We start from the raw sequence: 17066 nt of genomic DNA, 5'->3' as shown, positions 1-17066 counted from the left end.
ATAAGTTAACCGGTATCCGGAGCCTAAAAATCCCCGGACCGGGCGCCGTCGCCCACATGTCCCTTCATCAAAAATCAACAATGTCAAAGAGCCGCCGAGACAGTTATAGCGGACAGCGATTGGTTCCCCGATTTACACCGGGGGACCGGCTATCCGTTTCTGTTGGCGACCGATGCGGTGGGCGGTGGAAGCCGCCAGCGCCGCGTCGGTGAGGGCCATCTAGGTGTAGGTCGGGATTCGGTCAACGGCTTTTTGCAATTTTATTGCGCCTTTTTTGAAAAATCCCAGAATTCTGCGGGTTTCAGAGCCATTCCAATATCCCTCGTCAAGGGGGGCTGGGGTAACGTTCAACCGCACCCCTTTCCGTTTTTGGCGAAATGAGCCGATTCACCGCCGAATTAATGGCGATTCCGCCCCTGATTCACCCGCGAATCCCGATTTCTGACCCGATTCACGCTCAGACAGGCGGTTCGACGCCGATTCTCGCTTTCGTTACGATTCGTCGCTACCCCGGCTCCAGATCGTTCGTAACCAGGGACTGGCTTTGCATGGGTCTGAATAAAGGCACCGCAGCTGACGGCATATCGGGCGCACCCGCGATCTCTGTTGTGCTGCCCGTATATAACGGGGAGCGGTTTCTCCGCGCCGCTCTGGATTCCATCCTCGGCCAGACCTTCACCGATTTCGAACTGATCGCGGTCGACGATTGTTCGACCGATGACAGTCCGGCGATCTTGGCCGACTATGCCGCGCGCGACGATCGCCTGCGCATCATCACCCAGCCGGCTAACTGCAAGCTGCCCGCCAGCCTGAACGCCGGGTTTGCCCAGGCGCGGGGAAGCTGGTGGACCTGGACTTCGGACGACAATGTCTTGCGCCCCGAAATGCTGGAGGTGCTGGTGGCCGAACGCGACCGGGCGCCACAGGCCGATGTCATCTATTCCGATTATCGCATCATAGACGAGCGCGGCGAGAGCCGCAGCCTGGTCACCGTGGGCACACGCGACGATCTCGTGATGGAAAACGCCGTGGGCTGCAGCTTCCTATATAGACGTTCAGTGGACGAGGCGCTTGGCGGCTATGACGAGACGTTGTTCGGGGTCGAGGATTACGACTTCTGGCTGCGCGCCGCGCAAAAGGGTTTCGTCTTCCATCCGGTCCACCGCGAACTTTACCTGTACCGGCGCCACGGCGGCAGCCTGACCGATCAACGCGCACGTGCGATAAAGACGTTGGTCGCTGACCTGCTGATGGATCACATCGACTCGATCGATCTGCCCAGGCGCCGGGCACAGGCTTTGCTGTCCCTGGCAACGCGCGATCCCTTCACCTTTCGTATCGGGCTGGTGATCCGCGCCATGCGTGACGACCTGCCGACGGTCCTGGGCGCGTGGCGGCCGATCGCAGGGTGGCTGAAGGCATCGTTGGCCAGCCGGATACGCTAATGCCAATTTTACCCGTCTCGGCCTATACGCGATCCTGATGTCTGCCCCCTCCCCTTATACGCGCGCACGCGTAGCGGTGATCGTGCCTGCCTATGGCGTCGCGCACTTGCTGCATGAAGCGCTGGATTCGTTGCAGGCGCAGACGATGGCGGATTGGGAGTGCGTCGTTATCGACGATGGTGCGCCCGATGATGTGGCAGGCGCTGTCGCGCCCTATCTGAGAGATCCGCGTATCCGTTTCCTCGCCACGGACAATCGCGGGGTTTCCGCAGCGCGCAACCGTGCCGCCGCCCACGTGCAGGCGCCCTATATCGCCTTGCTCGACGGGGACGACCGGTTCCGGCCCCATTATCTCGAGCGCGTGGTCGACGCGCTCGACGCACATGCCGACGCGCGCCTGGTCACCTGCAACGCGATGATCTTCGGTGCCATCCCGAAACCCCGCCGCTGCTTCAGCGCCAAACAAGGGACCGGCGACGGTATTCGCGGAAGCCTGGCCGATGTCCTCGACCGCAAGTTCGGCGTCTATATCGGCACCGCCTTCCGGCGCGCCGAGTTCGAAGCCATCGGCGGGTTCGACGAAGACATGACCCACGCCGAGGATCTGGACCTGTGGGTGCGACTGATGCTGCCGGGCGGCCATGCCTATTATATCGACGAGATCTTGGGCGAATATCGCATCCGTTCCGATTCCGCTTCCGCCAGCGGCGAACGGATGCTGCTGGGCAATATCAGGGTCTATGAAAAGGCGCTGGCACAGCTTGGCGGGCATGACGAAGCCGCACTCGTCGAGCAGCTGCTGGCGGACAACCGGCGGGCGCTCGGCTTCGAACATGCCATCGACAGGGTGATCGATGGCGATACCCATGCAGGGCTCGCCGCGCTGAAGGCTTCGGGCGACCTCAAGGGTCCGCACTGGGTGCTGGCCCAGAAGTTATGGAGTGTCTGGCCAGCCCTTGCCCGCCCCGCCCTGCAATGGCGGCGCCGCGCCCACAGCCGCGGCAGCACGGAAAGCTTTGCCAGTTTCCTGCGCACGCTGGCGCGTCCGGGAAGCGAGCGATCATGAACACCGCGCAAGCCAGGTCCGGGGGTTTTCGGTCGCTCGTCCGAAGCGCGGTGATCTGGCGTTCGGGTTCGCAGATCGTCGGCCAGATCATCACCTGGGCCGCGACCTTCCTTGTCCTGCGCATCCTGTCGCCGTCCGATTACGGCCTGTATGCCATGGCGGCGGCCGTGCTCGCGCTGCTGGCGCTGCTCAACGGATATGGCCTGGCGAACGCCCTGGTGCAGCGTGAGAATGTTTCGCGGCAGGACCTGCGCCAGCTGTTCGGTATGCTGCTGGTGGTGAACGCCGGCCTGGCGGCCATCCAGATCGCGGCCGCGCCAGCCGTGGCGTCGTATTACGGCGAACCGGCCGTGACCGACATACTGCGCGTCCTGTCTCTGGTATTCCTGAGCAACCCGTTCCTGGCGCTTGGATACTGCATCCTTGCGCGCGAGATGGATTTCCGGCGGCAGGCACAGGTCAATCTGGCGACCGCCCTGCTCGGGGCCGTGGTGGCCTTGGGCGGGGCAGTGGCGGGCCTGGGTGTCTGGACGCTCGTCCTCGCCCCGCTGGCGATGTTCATCAGCCGCGGCCTTGCGATGGCAGCGGTGGCACGCGCGTTCATGTGGCCGAGTTTCGATTTTCGCGGAACGTGGGCAATGGCCGGTTATGGCGGGACGGTCGCCCTATCCAGCATCTTCTACTTCGCCCAGACCCAGTCGGACGTGGTGATCGCGGGACGGGTATTCGATGCCCACACGGTCGGACTTTACACCACGTCGCTGTTCCTGGCGCAGATCTTCGTCAACAAGGTGGTGCCTCCCCTCAACGAAGTGACCTTCAGCGCGCTGGCACGGATGCAGGACGATCCGGCGGCCTTTGCATCAGGCTTTCTTCTGTCCGTGCGCGTGATCATGCTGCTTTCGATCCCGTTCTGTTTCGGGCTTGCGGTGACGGCCCAGCCACTGGTGCAGGTGGTGTTGGGGGAAAAATGGCTCGGCGTTGCGCCGATCCTCCAGATCATAGGGTTCGCAATCCCCTGGATGACGCTCCAGGTGCTGTTCGCCCCGGCAACCAACGCGGCTGGCAGGCCGGCAATCGCCATGAAGAATTCGGTCGCTGGCGCCATCGTCATGCCAGCCGCACTGCTTGTCGGTGTGCGCTGGGGCATCGAGGGAATGGCGCTGGCCTGGCTCGCCGCCTATCCGGCGATCACTGTTTTCAGCGCCGCCATGTCGGCTGGTGCGATCGGGGTCACGGTGCGCCAGATTGGCGGGGCGGTCGCGCCATCCGCGCTTGCCGGTGCCGCAATGGCACTCGCGGTGACAGTGGCCGATCGACATTTCGCGGGCGAAAGCCCCGTGGAACGGCTGGCAGTTCTCGTCGCCTTTGGCGGGGCGGTGTATCTTGCCGTGATGCTGGCCATCGCTCGGCCTCGCCTCACCGAACTCATCTCTCTCGTGCGCAACCGATAAAGCGACGACCCCGCCCGACCGGCGGGCTTGGACTGTTTCGCCGCATCATGGTATCATGATCCCACACAAGCCGGAGCAATGCAGCCGGCCACGGGAGAGACGCCATGGCGCTACGTAGCTTCATAGCCGCAACCGCCCTTTGCCTTGTCGGCGGTGCTGCGGGCCTTGCCGGCGGCGCTGCGGCGCAGACCGATGCGGTCGGCCAGCTGCTTGGCGATGCCCAGGTCGATGAAGCCGCAATAGAACGGGACCGCCACGAACGCATGACGGTGCCCGTCACCATTGCAGGCGAAGGCCCGTACCGCTTTCTCATCGATACCGGCGCACAGGCGACAGTCGTGACGCATGAACTGGTCGACAATCTTTCCCTGCGCCGCAGCGGCACCGCGACGCTCGTCGCGATGGCCAGCAGCCAACAGGTCGAGACGATCGAGCTCGACGATCTGGAATTCGCCAACCGATCGGTCAGCGGCCTGATTTCCCCGCTGCTCCATGCCGAAAATATCGGGGCGGACGGGATCCTTGGCCTCGACAGTCTCCAGGACACGCGGGTGCTCATCGACTTTCGCGAACGGCGTATTCAGGTCGCCGATTCCGAGGATGAAACCAGCAATTCCGGCTACGAGATCGTGGTGCGCGCGCGGCGCAAGCTGGGCCAGATGATCATCACCGATGCCAAGCTGAACGGTGTGAAGACCGCCGTGATCATCGACACCGGAGCGCAGAACAGCATCGCCAATTCCAAACTGCTGGCGAAATTGCGGTCGCGCAACCGTTCCGAAATGACCAGCATCGACGTTCACGGCATGGAATTGGTCAGCAATTCCACGCTTGTTCGCAGCCTCCAGATCGGCGGGGTTGAAATCAGCAACGCGCCGATCGGATTTGCCGACAGTCCGATTTTCGCGGCACTGGGCCTCGATAACCGCCCCGCTCTGGTGCTCGGTATCGGCAATCTTCGCGCATTCGACCGGGTGGCGATCGACTTCTCCACCCAGAAAATCCTGTTCGACTTGCCGCGCAACGCACGGCTTTCCTCGCAGGACAGCTTTTCGCGGTCGCGCAAGACGCTTTAACGCGGCCACGCGCTTGTGTGAAACGGCGCTTGCCCCCAGATGGGCGGCACGATGCCGCCAGACACAGCCACTTCCGACCAACGCGAGGACGCCGAAAGCTGGGCTACGATCCGGCGGTTCCTGCCGTATCTGTGGCCCGAAGGTAATCCGCACCTGAAACGGCGGATCGTCGGCGCGATGGTTTTCGTGCTGCTGGCAAAGGCAACGATGCTGGCCCTGCCCTTCGCGTACAAGCGCGCCGTCGATGCGATGACCACGCCCGCAAACGAAGCGGCGATGGTCGCCCTCGCCTTCGTCGTGGCCTACGCCGCGGGCCGGTTCGCCGGGGTGGCCTTCGACAACCTTCGCAACATCACGTTCGAACGGGTCGGCCAGGAAGCAACGCGGACGCTGGCGCAGGACACATTCGCCCGCCTTCACCAGCTTTCGCTGCGCTTCCACCTTTCGCGCCGCACGGGCGAAGTGACCAAGACCATCGAACGCGGAACCAAGAGCATCGATTCCATGCTCTATTTCCTGCTGTTCAACATTGCCCCGACGATTCTCGAACTGATCGCGGTAGGGATCATCTTCTATATCAACTTCGGGTGGGAACTGGTCGCGGCGACCGGGGCGACCGTGGTCGCGTATATCGCGGTCACCCGCTGGATCACCGAATGGCGCACCAAGCTGCGCCGCGAGATGAACGATCTCGACGGGCAGGCACTGGCCCGTGCCGTGGACAGCCTGCTCAATTACGAAACCGTCAAATATTTCGGGGCCGAAGACCGCGAGCGCGAACGCTACGGGCGCGCCGCGCACTCCTACGCCGAAGCGGCCGTGAAGAGCGAAAACTCGCTCGGCCTGCTCAACATCACCCAGGCGCTGATCATGAACCTGCTGATGGGCGCGGCGATGGCCTATACCGTGTGGGGCTGGAGCAAGGGCGAGCTGACGACAGGGGACTTGGTGCTGGTGAACACCTACCTGATGCAGCTTTTTCGCCCGCTCGACATGCTTGGCTGGGTTTACCGCACGATCCGGCAGGGCATCATCGACATGGCGGCGATGTTCCGGCTGATGGACAGCGAGGTGGAGGTAGAGGACGCTCCCGGTGCGCCGGCGCTTGTCGTGCGCCGCCCGTCGGTCATCTTCGACAATGTCACCTTCGGGTACGAACCCGACCGGACAATCCTTCATGGCCTGAGCTTTGAAGTGCCTGCCGGAGCCCATGTCGCGATCGTCGGCCCTTCGGGCGCCGGCAAGAGCACCATCGGGCGCCTGCTGTTCCGCTTTTACGACCCGATTTCGGGGCGCATCCTGATCGACGGGCAGGACATTGCCCAGGTCACACAGGAAAGCCTGCGCGCCCATATCGGCATCGTCCCGCAGGACAGCGTGCTGTTCAACGACACCATCGGTTACAACATCGCCTATGGCCGCGCCGGTGCGACACACGAAGATATCCACGCCGCCGCACGCGATGCCGCGATCATGCCGTTCATCGAACGCCTGCCCGACGGTTTCGACACCGAAGTGGGTGAGCGCGGGCTGAAACTTTCAGGCGGAGAGAAGCAACGCGTCGCCATCGCGCGCACGCTGGTCAAGGATCCGCCGATCCTGCTGTTCGACGAAGCGACCAGCGCGCTCGATAGCCGAACCGAACAGGAAATCCTGCGCACCCTGCGCCGCGTGTCGCAGCATCGAACGACCCTGGCGATCGCTCACCGCCTCTCCACCATTGCCGATGCGGACACGATCATGGTGCTCGATCATGGTACCCTGGCCGAAAGCGGCAGCCACGCCGATTTGCTTCGTGCGGGTGGTCTTTACGCCGACATGTGGGCGCGGCAGCAGTCCGAGAGCGAGGAAATCGGCGAAGCGGCTGAGTAAGGCTTCGGCACCCCACGGGGTTGTGCTGCATTGCAGCATAGGCCATGAGCCCCCCGATCTGGGTGCCCTTCTTGCGTGCCCGCCCTCCTGACGAACGGACTACACTATGCTCGACCGCAGCGCATTTCGCCGCGACTGGCTCTCCAACATCCGCGCCGACGTGCTGGCTGGCATCGTCGTCGCGCTGGCGCTGATCCCCGAAGCCATCGGCTTTTCGATCATCGCCGGCGTCGATCCGCGTGTGGGGCTTTACGCCTCTGTCGCGATTGCGATGGTGATCGCCTTTACGGGCGGGCGTCCCGGCATGATCAGCGCCGCAACGGCAGCCGTGGCCGTGGTTGTCGTTCCGTTGGTGCGCGATCACGGGGTGGATTATCTGTTCGCCGCGACGATCCTGATGGGTGTTTTCCAGGGTATCGCCGCTGCGCTTCGCCTGGATCTGGTGATGCAGTTCGTCAGCCGCTCGGTCATTACCGGCTTCGTCAACGCGCTGGCGATCCTGATTTTCATGGCGCAGCTGCCGCAACTGACCAACGTGGGGTGGGAAACCTACGCGATGGTCGCTGCCGCCCTGGCCATCATCTATCTGCTTCCCAAGCTTACGACCGTCGTTCCCAGCCCGTTGGTGGCGATCGTTGTCCTCACCGCGCTGTCGATCTGGATCAGCGCGCCGGTCAACACCGTGGCCGACATGGGCGAACTGCCCGAAGGCCTGCCCTATTTCACCCTGCCCGACGTCCCGCTGACGTGGGAAACCCTGCGGATCATCGCGCCTTATGCGGCAACCATGGCGGCGGTTGGCCTGCTCGAATCGCTCCTGACCGCGCAGATTGTCGACGACATGACCCACACGGGCAGCAACAAGCGCCGCGAAAGCGCCGGCCAGGGCATTGCCAACATCGTGGCCGCCATGTTCGGCGGAATGGGCGGCTGTGCGATGATCGGGCAGTCGGTCATCAACGTGACCAGCGGCGGGCGCGGACGGTTGTCGACCTTCACAGCGGGTTTCTCGCTGCTCGTGCTCCTTGCCGCGCTCGGCGATCTTGTCGGGCAGGTGCCGATGCCGGCGCTGGTCGCCATCATGATCATGGTTTCGATCGGGACATTCTCGTGGAACTCGATCCCCAACATCGGCAAACACCCGTGGCAATCGTCGGTGGTGATGCTGGTGACCGTCGTCGTCGTCGTGGCCACGCACAATCTTGCGCTGGGTGTGCTGGCTGGTGTGATCCTGTCGGGCGTGTTCTTCACGCACAAGGTGATGACCATGTTCGAAGTCACCCGCACCCGCGAAGGCGACACGGCGATCTACCGCGCCAAGGGGCAGATCTTCTACGCCAGCGTGGAACGGTTCGAAGCCGCGTTGGGCCCGGAAAGCATCATGCCCGACCCGGCAGACCACGTGATCATCGACGTGCGCAAGGCGCATTTCTGGGACATCTCGGCCATCGGCGCGCTCGACAAGGTGGTCGAACGGATGCGGCGCAACGGGCGCAGCGTGCAGGTGCGCGGGCTGAACCGGGCGAGCAGCGACCTGGTCGACAAGTTCGCGCTGACCGACAAGACCGGCGTGGAGATCGGCCTGGCGCCTCATCCCTAGGCAAGGTTTTCCCTTGCGCCCCGTGACAGGCGTTCCATACTCCGGTCATGGCAGGGGGAAAGACACCAGTATTTCTGAACAAGATCGCCGTGCATCTGCGCGAACAGAACTGGTTCGCTCTCGCGGCTGAGTTCATGATCGTCGTGAGCGGTGTATTCCTCGGTCTGCAGGCCTCGAACTGGAAAGAGGAACGACAGGAGCGCGAGGACGAGAAGACGATTCTCACACGGCTTCAGGCCGAAACCGCCACGCTTCTCGAGGTAGTTCGTCAGGAACGCGAAGAACTGCAAGCGCGAGCAAACCGCTTCACGCAGGCCCAAAGCGTCATTTACTCTTCGGCCGAACCGAGGCCGCTAACCCAGTCCGAATGCAACGCCGTGGCCGCATCGCATATCTATCGACGCGAATCCGACCAATTACCGATTCTCGAAGAAATGCTGTCGACCGGGCGATTCGATCGCCTGAGGGACGAAGAGATCAAGAGCCAGCTGCGCCGCTACATCCTCTTTCGTGACCGTCAGCGCGCCAATCATGAAGAGCGGACGAATGAGTTGTTCCGCCTGTACAGCCGCCATCCCGACGCCATCCAGATGGCGCAGGTCCCGAGGGGGTCAGATACGGATCTCGACTGGGGCTACATGAGGAATCCGGACACGCGCTTTATCCCGCAGTGCAATGTCGAACAGATGCGCTCGAACCGGCAGTTCCTTAACGAGCTCTTCGACAACATGGGCCGCAACGGGCATGTCCTGCTTGGTTACGAAGAGCGCGAAGCCATATTGGTCGAACTGCAGCAGCGGCTGGACGAACAGGTGGAATCCTGACCGCCGCCTAAGTGGCGGATCTGGCTAAATCCCTCAGCAACGATAGTGCCTCCTCGCCCTTGGCAGCAGGCACGAAAGCATGATCGTGATGGAATGCGGCAACCATGTTGCAGGCGATGCCAGCCTCGGCGAGCGTGCTTGCAACTGCGGCAGTCAGCCCCACGCCCTCAAGGTCCGAATGCACCATCAGCGTGACGCGCGCGAAATCGGGGCCTTCGATGCCCAACTCGTCAGCTAGCCCTGAGGGCACAATCGCCGTCACGCCTTCGTCCTCGCGGAAGGTGCCGATGGCCGCGCCCAGCAATTGCGGCGCAGTGTCGGGACTGACCAGGACGAAGCGCCAGAGCGTTTCGTCCAATCGCGGGGACATGCCAGCGATCATCGCCCGCGTCTCGCTGACGCGTCCTGCCATTACAGGATGTATTTGCTGAGGTCGGTATCGCCCGCCAGCTCTTCCAGCCGTCCGCGAACATAGGCGGCATCGACAGTCACCGTCTCGCCGGCGTGTTCTTCCGCTTCGAAGCTGATGTCCTCGAGCAGGCGCTCCATCACCGTCTGCAGGCGGCGGGCGCCGATGTTCTCGACCCCCTCGTTGACCTGTGCGGCGATCCTGGCGACTTCGGCGATGGCATCATCGGTGATTTCCAGCGCCACGTCTTCGGTGCCGATCAGGGCGATGTATTGTTCGACCAGGTTGGCGCGCGTTTCCTTGAGGATGCGCACGAAGTCTTCTTCGGTCAGCGCGCGCAGCTCGACACGGATCGGCAGACGGCCCTGCAGTTCGGGCAGCATGTCCGATGGCTTGGCCACATGAAACGCGCCGCTGGCGATGAACAACACGTGGTCGGTCTTCATCGGGCCGTATTTGGTGGCCACGGTGGTTCCTTCGATCAGCGGCAGGAGATCGCGCTGAACGCCCTCACGGCTCACCGATCCACCGCGCACGTCGCTTACGGCGATCTTGTCGATTTCGTCGAGGAACACGATGCCGTTGGTTTCCGCGTTCTCCAGCGCGACGCGGGCAACGTCATCCTGGTCCATGCGTTTTTCGGCTTCTTCCTCGACCAGCCGGTCCCACGCGTCGGGCACCTTGAGCTTGCGGCGCTTCAGCGGGCTCTTGCCCATTGCCTTGCCCAGCATCTCGGACAGATCGATCATCCCGACACCGCCGGGCATACCGGGCACGTCCATGGGCGAACTGGGCGTTTCGCGCACTTCCACCTCGACCTCGGTGTCGTTCATCGCATTCTGCACGATGCGTTCGCGAAAAGCCTCGCGCGTCGCTTCGCTGGCGCTGTCGCCGACAAGCGCCACCAGCAGCCGGTCCATCGCCGCCTTGCTTGCCGCTTCGCGCACCGCCTCGCGGCGGCGTTCCTTTTCAAGGCGGACGGCTTCTTCAGCCAGATCGCGGGCAATCTGTTCGACGTCGCGGCCGACATAGCCGACCTCGGTGAACTTGGTCGCTTCCACCTTTACGAACGGCGCTTCCGCCAGCTTCGCGAGACGGCGGCTGATTTCGGTTTTGCCGCAACCCGTGGGGCCGATCATCAGGATATTCTTGGGTGTCACTTCGTCGCGCAGCTCGGATGCCAGCCGCTGGCGGCGCCAACGATTGCGCAAGGCCACGGCCACGGCGCGCTTGGCGTCGTGCTGGCCGATGATATGTTCATCGAGCGCGGCGACGATCGCCTTGGGGGTGAGGTTTTCTATCATGGTTTCCCTGTAGTCCGGTTCTGGGACCTTAAACGGTTTCGAGGGTCAGATTGCCGTTGGTGAAAACGCAGACGTCGGCGGCCACCGCCATCGCCTTGCGGGCGATCGTTTCAGGATCGTCTTCGTAATCGACCAGGGCGCGGGCCGCGCTCAACGCGTACATGCCGCCGCTGCCGATCGCGGCAATCCCGCCTTCGGGTTCGAGCACGTCCCCGTTACCGGTCAGGACGAGGAGGTTTTCCTTGTCCGCCACGATCATCAGGGCTTCCAGATTTCGCAGATATTTGTCCATGCGCCAGTCCTTGGTCATTTCGACCGCGGCGCGCAGGAGCTGGCCGTTATACTGCTCCAGCTTTTTCTCGAGCCGTTCGAAAAGGGTGAAGGCATCCGCGGTCGCACCGGCAAACCCGGCCACGACCTTCCCACCTTCACCGATCCGGCGAACCTTCTTGGCGTTGGGTTTCATTACCGTGTTGCCCATGGAGACTTGTCCGTCCCCGGCAATAACGGTCACATCGCCGCGCTTGACGCCGATGATCGTGGTGGAGTGCCACTGCACGAGGCCGTGGCTGTCGCTTTTTCCGCTCATGCTGCGCGATATGGGGGGCGCGCGCCGGTGGTCAAGCGATGCCGGCGATTACTGTCCCGGACCGCCCGCGGCACCCGGTGCGCCAACCGCACCGATATTGCCGAACAGATCTTCCAGGAAGGTCCGCTCGCGGCCAAGGGTCGGCGTCTTGTCCCCATCGGGCTGCAGGTAGGCGACCTTTTCGATCCCGCTGCGTTCGGCGGCGACAACATTGCCCGCCGCGTCGAACTTGATCGCCAGAACCTGGTGCTGGTTGATCCGGGGGCGCACCAAGGGGCGCCGGCCCGACGTGCTCGACACGTAATACCAGGTCGGCTCGCCGAACTGGCTGGTGAAGGTCGGCCGCCCGAGAGTTCCGGCAACCGAGGTCTGGTTGTCGATGCCCGGCTGGATCGCCTCGGTCAGAACCGGGTCGACGATGTAGCCACGCGATTCGCGGATCGGCTGGCAACCTGCGGCTGCGACACCCGCCACGATGACGGCGGTGAGGCCAAGAATTTTCGACCTGTTCATGGGACCAGCAAATCTCCGTCTTCCGGACGCTTGGCCGCTGGCGGCCACGTCCCTATATGCTCGGGCCACGCCTTAGTCTGAAAGCGCAGCCCCTTGCAACGTGCTTGGGCCCGTCGCTTGGGGATCGTGGCTTGAATTGCCGCTGAACGGAGTTTCCATGTCGTTATTTGCCCGCCTGTTCCGCACCGCCCCCAACCCGCGCGAGGAATGGCGCAGTTTGTGGCACCGCGTCGTGGCGGAAGCCCGCGATCCCGACTGGTACCGGATGTGCGGCGTCGCCGATTCGGTCGAGGGGCGGTACGACATGATCACACTCGTGCTCGCCCTCGTGATGCTGCGCCTGGAAGACGAGACCGACAATGCGGCAATGACGGCGCGGCTCACCGAACTGTTCGTCGAGGACATGGAAGGGCAGCTTCGCGAAGCCGGGATCGGCGATCCGACGGTGGGCAAGAAGATCGGCGCCCTGATGGAAAGCATGAACGGGCGCATCGGCGCCTATCGTGAAGGCCTGCGGAGCGATCCCAAGGTGCTGGTCGATGCGGTGCGCCGCAATGTGACGATGGCCCAGCCCGACGAGGCCGAGGCACTGGTCCAGCGCATGGCCGCGCTCGATGCGCGGCTCGGCCGCACCACGGTGAAAGACCTCCAGGCCGGGACGATCAGCGAATGACCGCCGGCGAACTGGTCCGGCCGATAAGGCCGCGCGCGCTCCCGTCAGGCGCGTTGAACATAGAAGCCGATGCGGCGGAATGCGCCGCCCTCGCCAGGCGCTTCAGCGTCACCGCGATCCACGCGCTCACCGCGGCCGTCGATTTCGACACGCAGGACGGCGCTGTTCTGGTCAACGGCACGTTGCGCGCCACCATCGAACAACCGTGTGCGGTCACGCAGGACGATTTCATCTACACGGTGGAAGAACCGCTGGAGTTGCGGTTTGTACCGGCGGCGGGCGTCCCGGAATATTCTCCGGACGAAGAAATCGAACTGGACGCCGGCGACATCGACGAGATCCCCTATGAAGGCGAGAGTTTCGATCTGGGCGAAGCCCTCGCACAAACACTGGCTCTGGCGATCGACCCATACAAGGAAGGCCCGCAGGCGGACGAAATGCGCAGGAAGGCCGGCATCGTAAGCGATGAGAACGTTGCCCCAAGCGGCCCCCTGGCCGAGGCTTTGGCGGCGCTCAAGAAGGACTGAAGGCAGGGCAAAAGGGCCCATCCTTCCTCCGGCCACGGTTTCGTGGTAGGCGTGCCACGCGGTCGCGCCTCTGGGGGAGGGAAAAAATGGCGACCGTGCAAGATGCTCTTCCGGTTGGATCGGACGAACCCGACTTCGTCGCTCTCGTCGACCGCTGGATTTATGTTTTTACCGCCGCGGTGTTCTTTGTCGTCGTGCTGGTCGGATTTATTCCCGACTCTCTTCAGCGCATCGCAGCCGTCGAAGCTGGCACGATCCCGCCATTTCCGCCCATACTGCACGTCCACGCCGTCCTGATGGGGGCTTGGATTTCTCTGCTTCTGGTCCAATCGACGCTGATGGCGACGGGGCGCCGCACCTGGCACATGCAACTGGGAATAGCAGGAATGCTTATCGCACCGGCGATCCTGATTGCTGGGACCATTCTGGTGCCTGTCCGACGGTCGCAGCTTGCCCAGATGATCGCATCCGCGCCGCAGGAAGTTGCCTTGCAGCTTCAGGCCGAAGTCGTTCCGATGGTGAACAACATCATGCTGCTGCAGATCCGTGCAGGCCTGTTGTTCGGAATACTGGCTTTGCTTGCCCTGTGGTATCGCCGCCGGAATTCCGGAATGCACAAGCGGCTGATGTTCCTGGCCACGCTGGTGCCGATGCCCGCCGCAATCGACCGTATGACGTTCCTGCCGCACAGCTTCCCCGCAAGCCCGCTTTCAGCCGATCTTTATCCGCTGGCGCTCATCGCGCCGATGTTCTTGTGGGATCTCTTCCGGCTGCGCCGCGTCCATGCAGCCTACATCGTGTGGGCCGCGCTGACGATACCGGCAGCCGTCGTCGTTTCGTCCTTGTGGGGTACGCCCGGATGGCATGAACTTGCCGGACGGATCGGGGGGCTGGGTTAGCGCCCCACAAATTCACGCCTCAGAACGGGATGTCGTCGTCCAGATCGTCGTAGTTCGAGCCGCCGGCACCGCCGGTGCCGCCCTGCGATCCGCCACCCGACGAATTGCCGCCCTTGTTCCAGCCGCCGCCACCGCCGGAAGAGCCGCCGTCGCCTTGATCCCAGCTTCCGCCGGAACGCTGGCCACCGCCGCCGCCTCCACTGCCGCCACCGCTCGCGCCATCAAGCATGGTCAACGTTCCATTCAGGCCGCGCAGCACGATTTCGGTCGAATACCGGTCGTTGCCCTGCTGGTCCTGCCATTTGCGGGTCTGCAGCTGGCCTTCGATGTAAACCTTGGAGCCTTTGCGCAGAAAGCGTTCGACGACGCCGATCAGGCCTTCGGAAAAAATCGCGACCGTGTGCCATTCGGTCCGTTCCTGGCGTTCGCCGGTGTTGCGATCCTTCCAGGTTTCGGAGGTGGCGATACGCAGGTTTGCAACCTTGCCGCCGTTCTGGAAGCTGCGGATTTCCGGGTCTGCGCCCAGGTTTCCGATCAGCATGACTTTGTTGAGGCTACCGGCCATCGATTCGCGTCCTTATCTGAGTTCGAAGGTGGGCCTATCGGATGGGAGGGCGAGTCGCCACCCCGCCAGGGCCGCTTCCCACAAGGCTCAAAGGCCCAGAGCGACCGCGCCCCAATAGGTGAGGCCGGCCGCGACATAGGCCAGACCGAACAGGTACCCGACCATGAAAGCGGGCCATTTCCAGCCGTTGGTTTCGCGGCGCGCCACCGCGATGGTGGAAATGCATTGCGGGGCGAACACGAACCAGGCGAGGAAGGCCAGCGCGGTCGGCAGGCTCCACAGCGCAGCGATCCGGTCGGTCACGCCGGCGGCGGCCAGATCCTCGTCCTCAGCGTCCACGGCGTAGGTCGTCGCCAGCGCCGAAACGGCCACTTCGCGTGCCGCCATGGCAGGGATGAGAGCGAGGCTGATCTCGCGGTTGAACCCGATCGGTTCGAGCACGGGGTGCATCACATCGGCGATCGATCCCGCGATGCTGGCATCAAGCTGGCTTTCGTCGCCTTGCGCCTTGGGAAAGCTGAGCATCAGCCATAGCACGATCGTGACAGCGAAGATGATCGTGCCCGCACGGCGCAGGAACACCCATGCACGCTGCCACAGGCCAATGGCCAGATCGGTCAGGCGCGGCATCTGGTAACGCGGCAGTTCCATGATGAACCCGCTGGCGGTACCCTTGGTCACCGTGCCGCGAAGCACCAGTGCCACAACCATCGCCCCCACGATGCCGACAACATAAAGGGCGAACAGGACCAGCCCTTGCAGGCCCACTCCGGGGCCGACGGAGGTCTGCGGGATAACGGCGGCAATGATGACGGCGTAAACCGGCAGCCGCGCCGAACAGGTCATCAGGGGGGCAACCAGAATGGTGGTCAATCGATCCTTGGGATCGGGAATGCTGCGCGTGGCCATGATGCCGGGGATCGCGCAGGCGAAGCTGGACAGCAGCGGGATGAAGCTTTTGCCCGACAGGCCAACGCCCGCCATCAGACGATCCATCAGGAACGCGGCGCGCGCCATGTAACCGCTGGCTTCCATCACCAGGATGAAGAAGAACAGGATCACGATCTGCGGCAGGAACACCACCACCGATCCGACCCCCGCCAGCACGCCTTCCGTCAGGAAATCGCGGACGAAACCGGGCGCCATATTGGCGCTCACCGCTTCGGAAACAGCGCCCACCGCCCCTTCCAGCGCATCGGCGAAAGGCGTTGCCCAGGCAAACACCGCCTGAAAGATGACGAACAGCAGGCCGAACAGGATAAGCGGCCCGACCCACGGATTGAGCAGCACCCGGTCGATGCCGTTTTCGACGGTGTGACGAGCCGATTTGGACAGGATGGCAGCGCGCGCCATGTGCTTTGCCGACAGCCGCCGTTCGGGCAAGGTCAGGTGCCAGCGCGTGTGCGCTTCTTCTTCGGCGTGCGTTTCGGCTTCCGCAATCGCCTCGGCGAGTTCCTTCAGGCCGCGGCGGCGAACCGCCACCGTCGGCACCACGGGCACCCCCAGCGCATCGGCCAGCGCATCGGGATCGAGCGTCAGACCATCGCGTTCGGCCAGGTCGACCATGTTCAGCGCAACCACCGTCGGGCGGCCCAGTTCGAGCACTTCCTGCGCAAAGACCAGATGCTGTTCCAGGTTGGAGGCATCGAGAACGAGGATGATGACTTCGGGTGTCGGTTCGCCAGCAAATTCGCCGTGAACCACCTTGCGCGTCACTTCTTCGTCGGGGCTTGCGGCATCGAAGCTGTACGATCCGGGCAAGTCGATCAGTTCGACCGATTCCCCCCCAGGCAACGCCAGCCGCCCGGCCTTTCGCTCCACGGTCACGCCCGCGTAATTGGCGATCTTCTGCTTTGCACCGGTCAACGCGTTGAACAAGGCGGACTTTCCCGAATTGGGATTGCCGACCAGCGCCGCGGTCCGGTGGAGGCTCTTGGCCTGAGCTGGGTCTTGCAGGCTCATACCGCCTCGACCTCGATTGCCAGCGCGTGCGAACGGCGCAGCGCGATAGTCATGCTGCCGATGCGGATCGCCAGCGGATCGCGTCCGCCGAAAATGCCGCGATGGATCACAGCGACTTCAGCGCCTTCGTCCACGCCTAGCGCCTTCAGCCGCTTGCCCTCGTCAGCAGCAAGCCGCGCCCAGTCGACCGCGACGATGCGCGCCGTTTTATCGTGTTCGAACCCATCGAGAGTCATGCGAAGCCCCTGCCGCAGCGGCGCGCTAATTGCAACCGATTATCAATAGCGG

Annotated in this window: 18 protein-coding genes; 11 read left to right on the top strand and 7 right to left on the bottom strand. The window is 63.3% G+C overall.

Translation table 11 applies throughout. The annotated features are described in order from the left end of the window. The first annotated feature begins 162 nt into the window (after window positions 1–162). The 8 genes from VR863_RS01585 (at window position 163) to VR863_RS01550 (ending at window position 9337) form a co-directional block, all read left to right on the top strand. Window positions 163–381 carry a hypothetical protein gene (locus tag VR863_RS01585; protein ID WP_324826685.1) on the top strand — a complete coding sequence of 73 codons (219 nt, stop codon included), beginning with the start codon at window positions 163–165 and terminating at the stop codon, window positions 379–381. Between the two features lie 167 nt (window positions 382–548). After that, window positions 549–1445, top strand: coding sequence for a glycosyltransferase family 2 protein (locus VR863_RS01580; protein ID WP_324826684.1), 897 nt, complete (start codon window positions 549–551; stop codon window positions 1443–1445). A 37-nt stretch (window positions 1446–1482) separates the two neighbouring features. Next, entirely contained in the window at window positions 1483–2511 is a 1029-nt protein-coding gene (locus tag VR863_RS01575; RefSeq protein ID WP_324826683.1) for a glycosyltransferase family 2 protein, read from the top strand. Next, complete coding sequence (locus tag VR863_RS01570) at window positions 2508–3965, top strand: lipopolysaccharide biosynthesis protein (protein ID WP_324826682.1); 1458 nt, start codon at window positions 2508–2510, stop codon at window positions 3963–3965. The genes VR863_RS01575 and VR863_RS01570 overlap by 4 nt, the downstream gene beginning before the upstream one ends. A gap of 104 nt (window positions 3966–4069) precedes the next feature. Further along, window positions 4070–5041 carry a retroviral-like aspartic protease family protein gene (locus VR863_RS01565; protein WP_324826681.1) on the top strand — a complete coding sequence of 324 codons (972 nt, stop codon included), beginning with the start codon at window positions 4070–4072 and terminating at the stop codon, window positions 5039–5041. A gap of 51 nt (window positions 5042–5092) precedes the next feature. Further along, complete coding sequence (locus tag VR863_RS01560; protein WP_324826680.1) at window positions 5093–6913, top strand: ABCB family ABC transporter ATP-binding protein/permease; 1821 nt, start codon at window positions 5093–5095, stop codon at window positions 6911–6913. A gap of 106 nt (window positions 6914–7019) precedes the next feature. Further along, on the top strand, window positions 7020–8513 hold the full coding sequence (locus VR863_RS01555) for a SulP family inorganic anion transporter (protein WP_324826679.1): 1494 nt from the start codon (window positions 7020–7022) through the stop codon (window positions 8511–8513). Between the two features lie 47 nt (window positions 8514–8560). Then, window positions 8561–9337 carry a hypothetical protein gene (locus tag VR863_RS01550; protein ID WP_324826678.1) on the top strand — a complete coding sequence of 259 codons (777 nt, stop codon included), beginning with the start codon at window positions 8561–8563 and terminating at the stop codon, window positions 9335–9337. Window positions 9338–9344: 7 nt separating this feature from the next. Here the strand turns inward: VR863_RS01550 and VR863_RS01545 are convergent, their stop codons facing one another. The 4 genes from VR863_RS01545 to VR863_RS01530 are packed head-to-tail and all read right to left on the bottom strand — an operon-like array spanning window position 9345 to window position 12152. Beyond that, window positions 9345–9749: an ACT domain-containing protein gene (locus VR863_RS01545; protein ID WP_324826677.1), complete on the bottom strand. Its 405-nt coding sequence runs from the start codon at window positions 9747–9749 to the stop codon at window positions 9345–9347. Continuing rightward, entirely contained in the window at window positions 9749–11050 is a 1302-nt protein-coding gene (gene hslU, locus VR863_RS01540) for an ATP-dependent protease ATPase subunit HslU (RefSeq protein ID WP_324826676.1), read from the bottom strand. The genes VR863_RS01545 and hslU overlap by 1 nt, the downstream gene beginning before the upstream one ends. A gap of 28 nt (window positions 11051–11078) precedes the next feature. Next, window positions 11079–11639, bottom strand: a complete 561-nt coding sequence (gene hslV / locus VR863_RS01535; protein ID WP_324826675.1) for an ATP-dependent protease subunit HslV — start codon at window positions 11637–11639, stop codon at window positions 11079–11081. Between the two features lie 48 nt (window positions 11640–11687). Beyond that, window positions 11688–12152, bottom strand: a complete 465-nt coding sequence (locus VR863_RS01530; protein ID WP_324826674.1) for an outer membrane protein assembly factor BamE — start codon at window positions 12150–12152, stop codon at window positions 11688–11690. 157 nt (window positions 12153–12309) lie between these two features. Between VR863_RS01530 and VR863_RS01525 the strand changes: the two genes are divergently transcribed. The 3 genes from VR863_RS01525 (at window position 12310) to VR863_RS01515 (ending at window position 14251) form a co-directional block, all read left to right on the top strand. After that, window positions 12310–12825 (top strand): ubiquinol-cytochrome C chaperone family protein, encoded by a 516-nt coding sequence (locus VR863_RS01525; RefSeq protein WP_324826673.1) that lies wholly within the window; start codon window positions 12310–12312, stop codon window positions 12823–12825. Beyond that, a complete protein-coding gene (locus VR863_RS01520; protein ID WP_324826672.1) occupies window positions 12822–13352 on the top strand; it encodes a YceD family protein in 531 nt (176 codons plus the stop codon). The genes VR863_RS01525 and VR863_RS01520 overlap by 4 nt, the downstream gene beginning before the upstream one ends. Before the next feature lie 86 nt (window positions 13353–13438). Continuing rightward, window positions 13439–14251, top strand: coding sequence for a hypothetical protein (locus VR863_RS01515; protein ID WP_324826671.1), 813 nt, complete (start codon window positions 13439–13441; stop codon window positions 14249–14251). Window positions 14252–14270: 19 nt separating this feature from the next. Here the strand turns inward: VR863_RS01515 and ssb are convergent, their stop codons facing one another. The 3 genes from ssb to VR863_RS01500 all read right to left on the bottom strand — a co-directional run bounded on the left by ssb (window position 14271) and on the right by VR863_RS01500 (window position 17014). Continuing rightward, window positions 14271–14816: a single-stranded DNA-binding protein gene (gene ssb, locus VR863_RS01510; protein WP_324826670.1), complete on the bottom strand. Its 546-nt coding sequence runs from the start codon at window positions 14814–14816 to the stop codon at window positions 14271–14273. Between the two features lie 87 nt (window positions 14817–14903). Beyond that, entirely contained in the window at window positions 14904–16778 is a 1875-nt protein-coding gene (gene feoB, locus VR863_RS01505; protein ID WP_324826669.1) for a ferrous iron transport protein B, read from the bottom strand. Then, window positions 16775–17014 carry a FeoA family protein gene (locus VR863_RS01500; protein WP_324826668.1) on the bottom strand — a complete coding sequence of 80 codons (240 nt, stop codon included), beginning with the start codon at window positions 17012–17014 and terminating at the stop codon, window positions 16775–16777. Before VR863_RS01500 ends, feoB begins: the two co-directional genes overlap by 4 nt. Window positions 17015–17066 lie beyond the last annotated feature (52 nt).

The sequence above is a fragment of the Qipengyuania zhejiangensis genome (assembly GCF_035607565.1).
Classification (GTDB): Bacteria; Pseudomonadota; Alphaproteobacteria; order Sphingomonadales; family Sphingomonadaceae; genus Qipengyuania; species Qipengyuania zhejiangensis.
The sequence above is the reverse complement of the archived record's forward strand: the minus strand, read 5'-3'. Positions and strand labels throughout refer to the sequence as shown.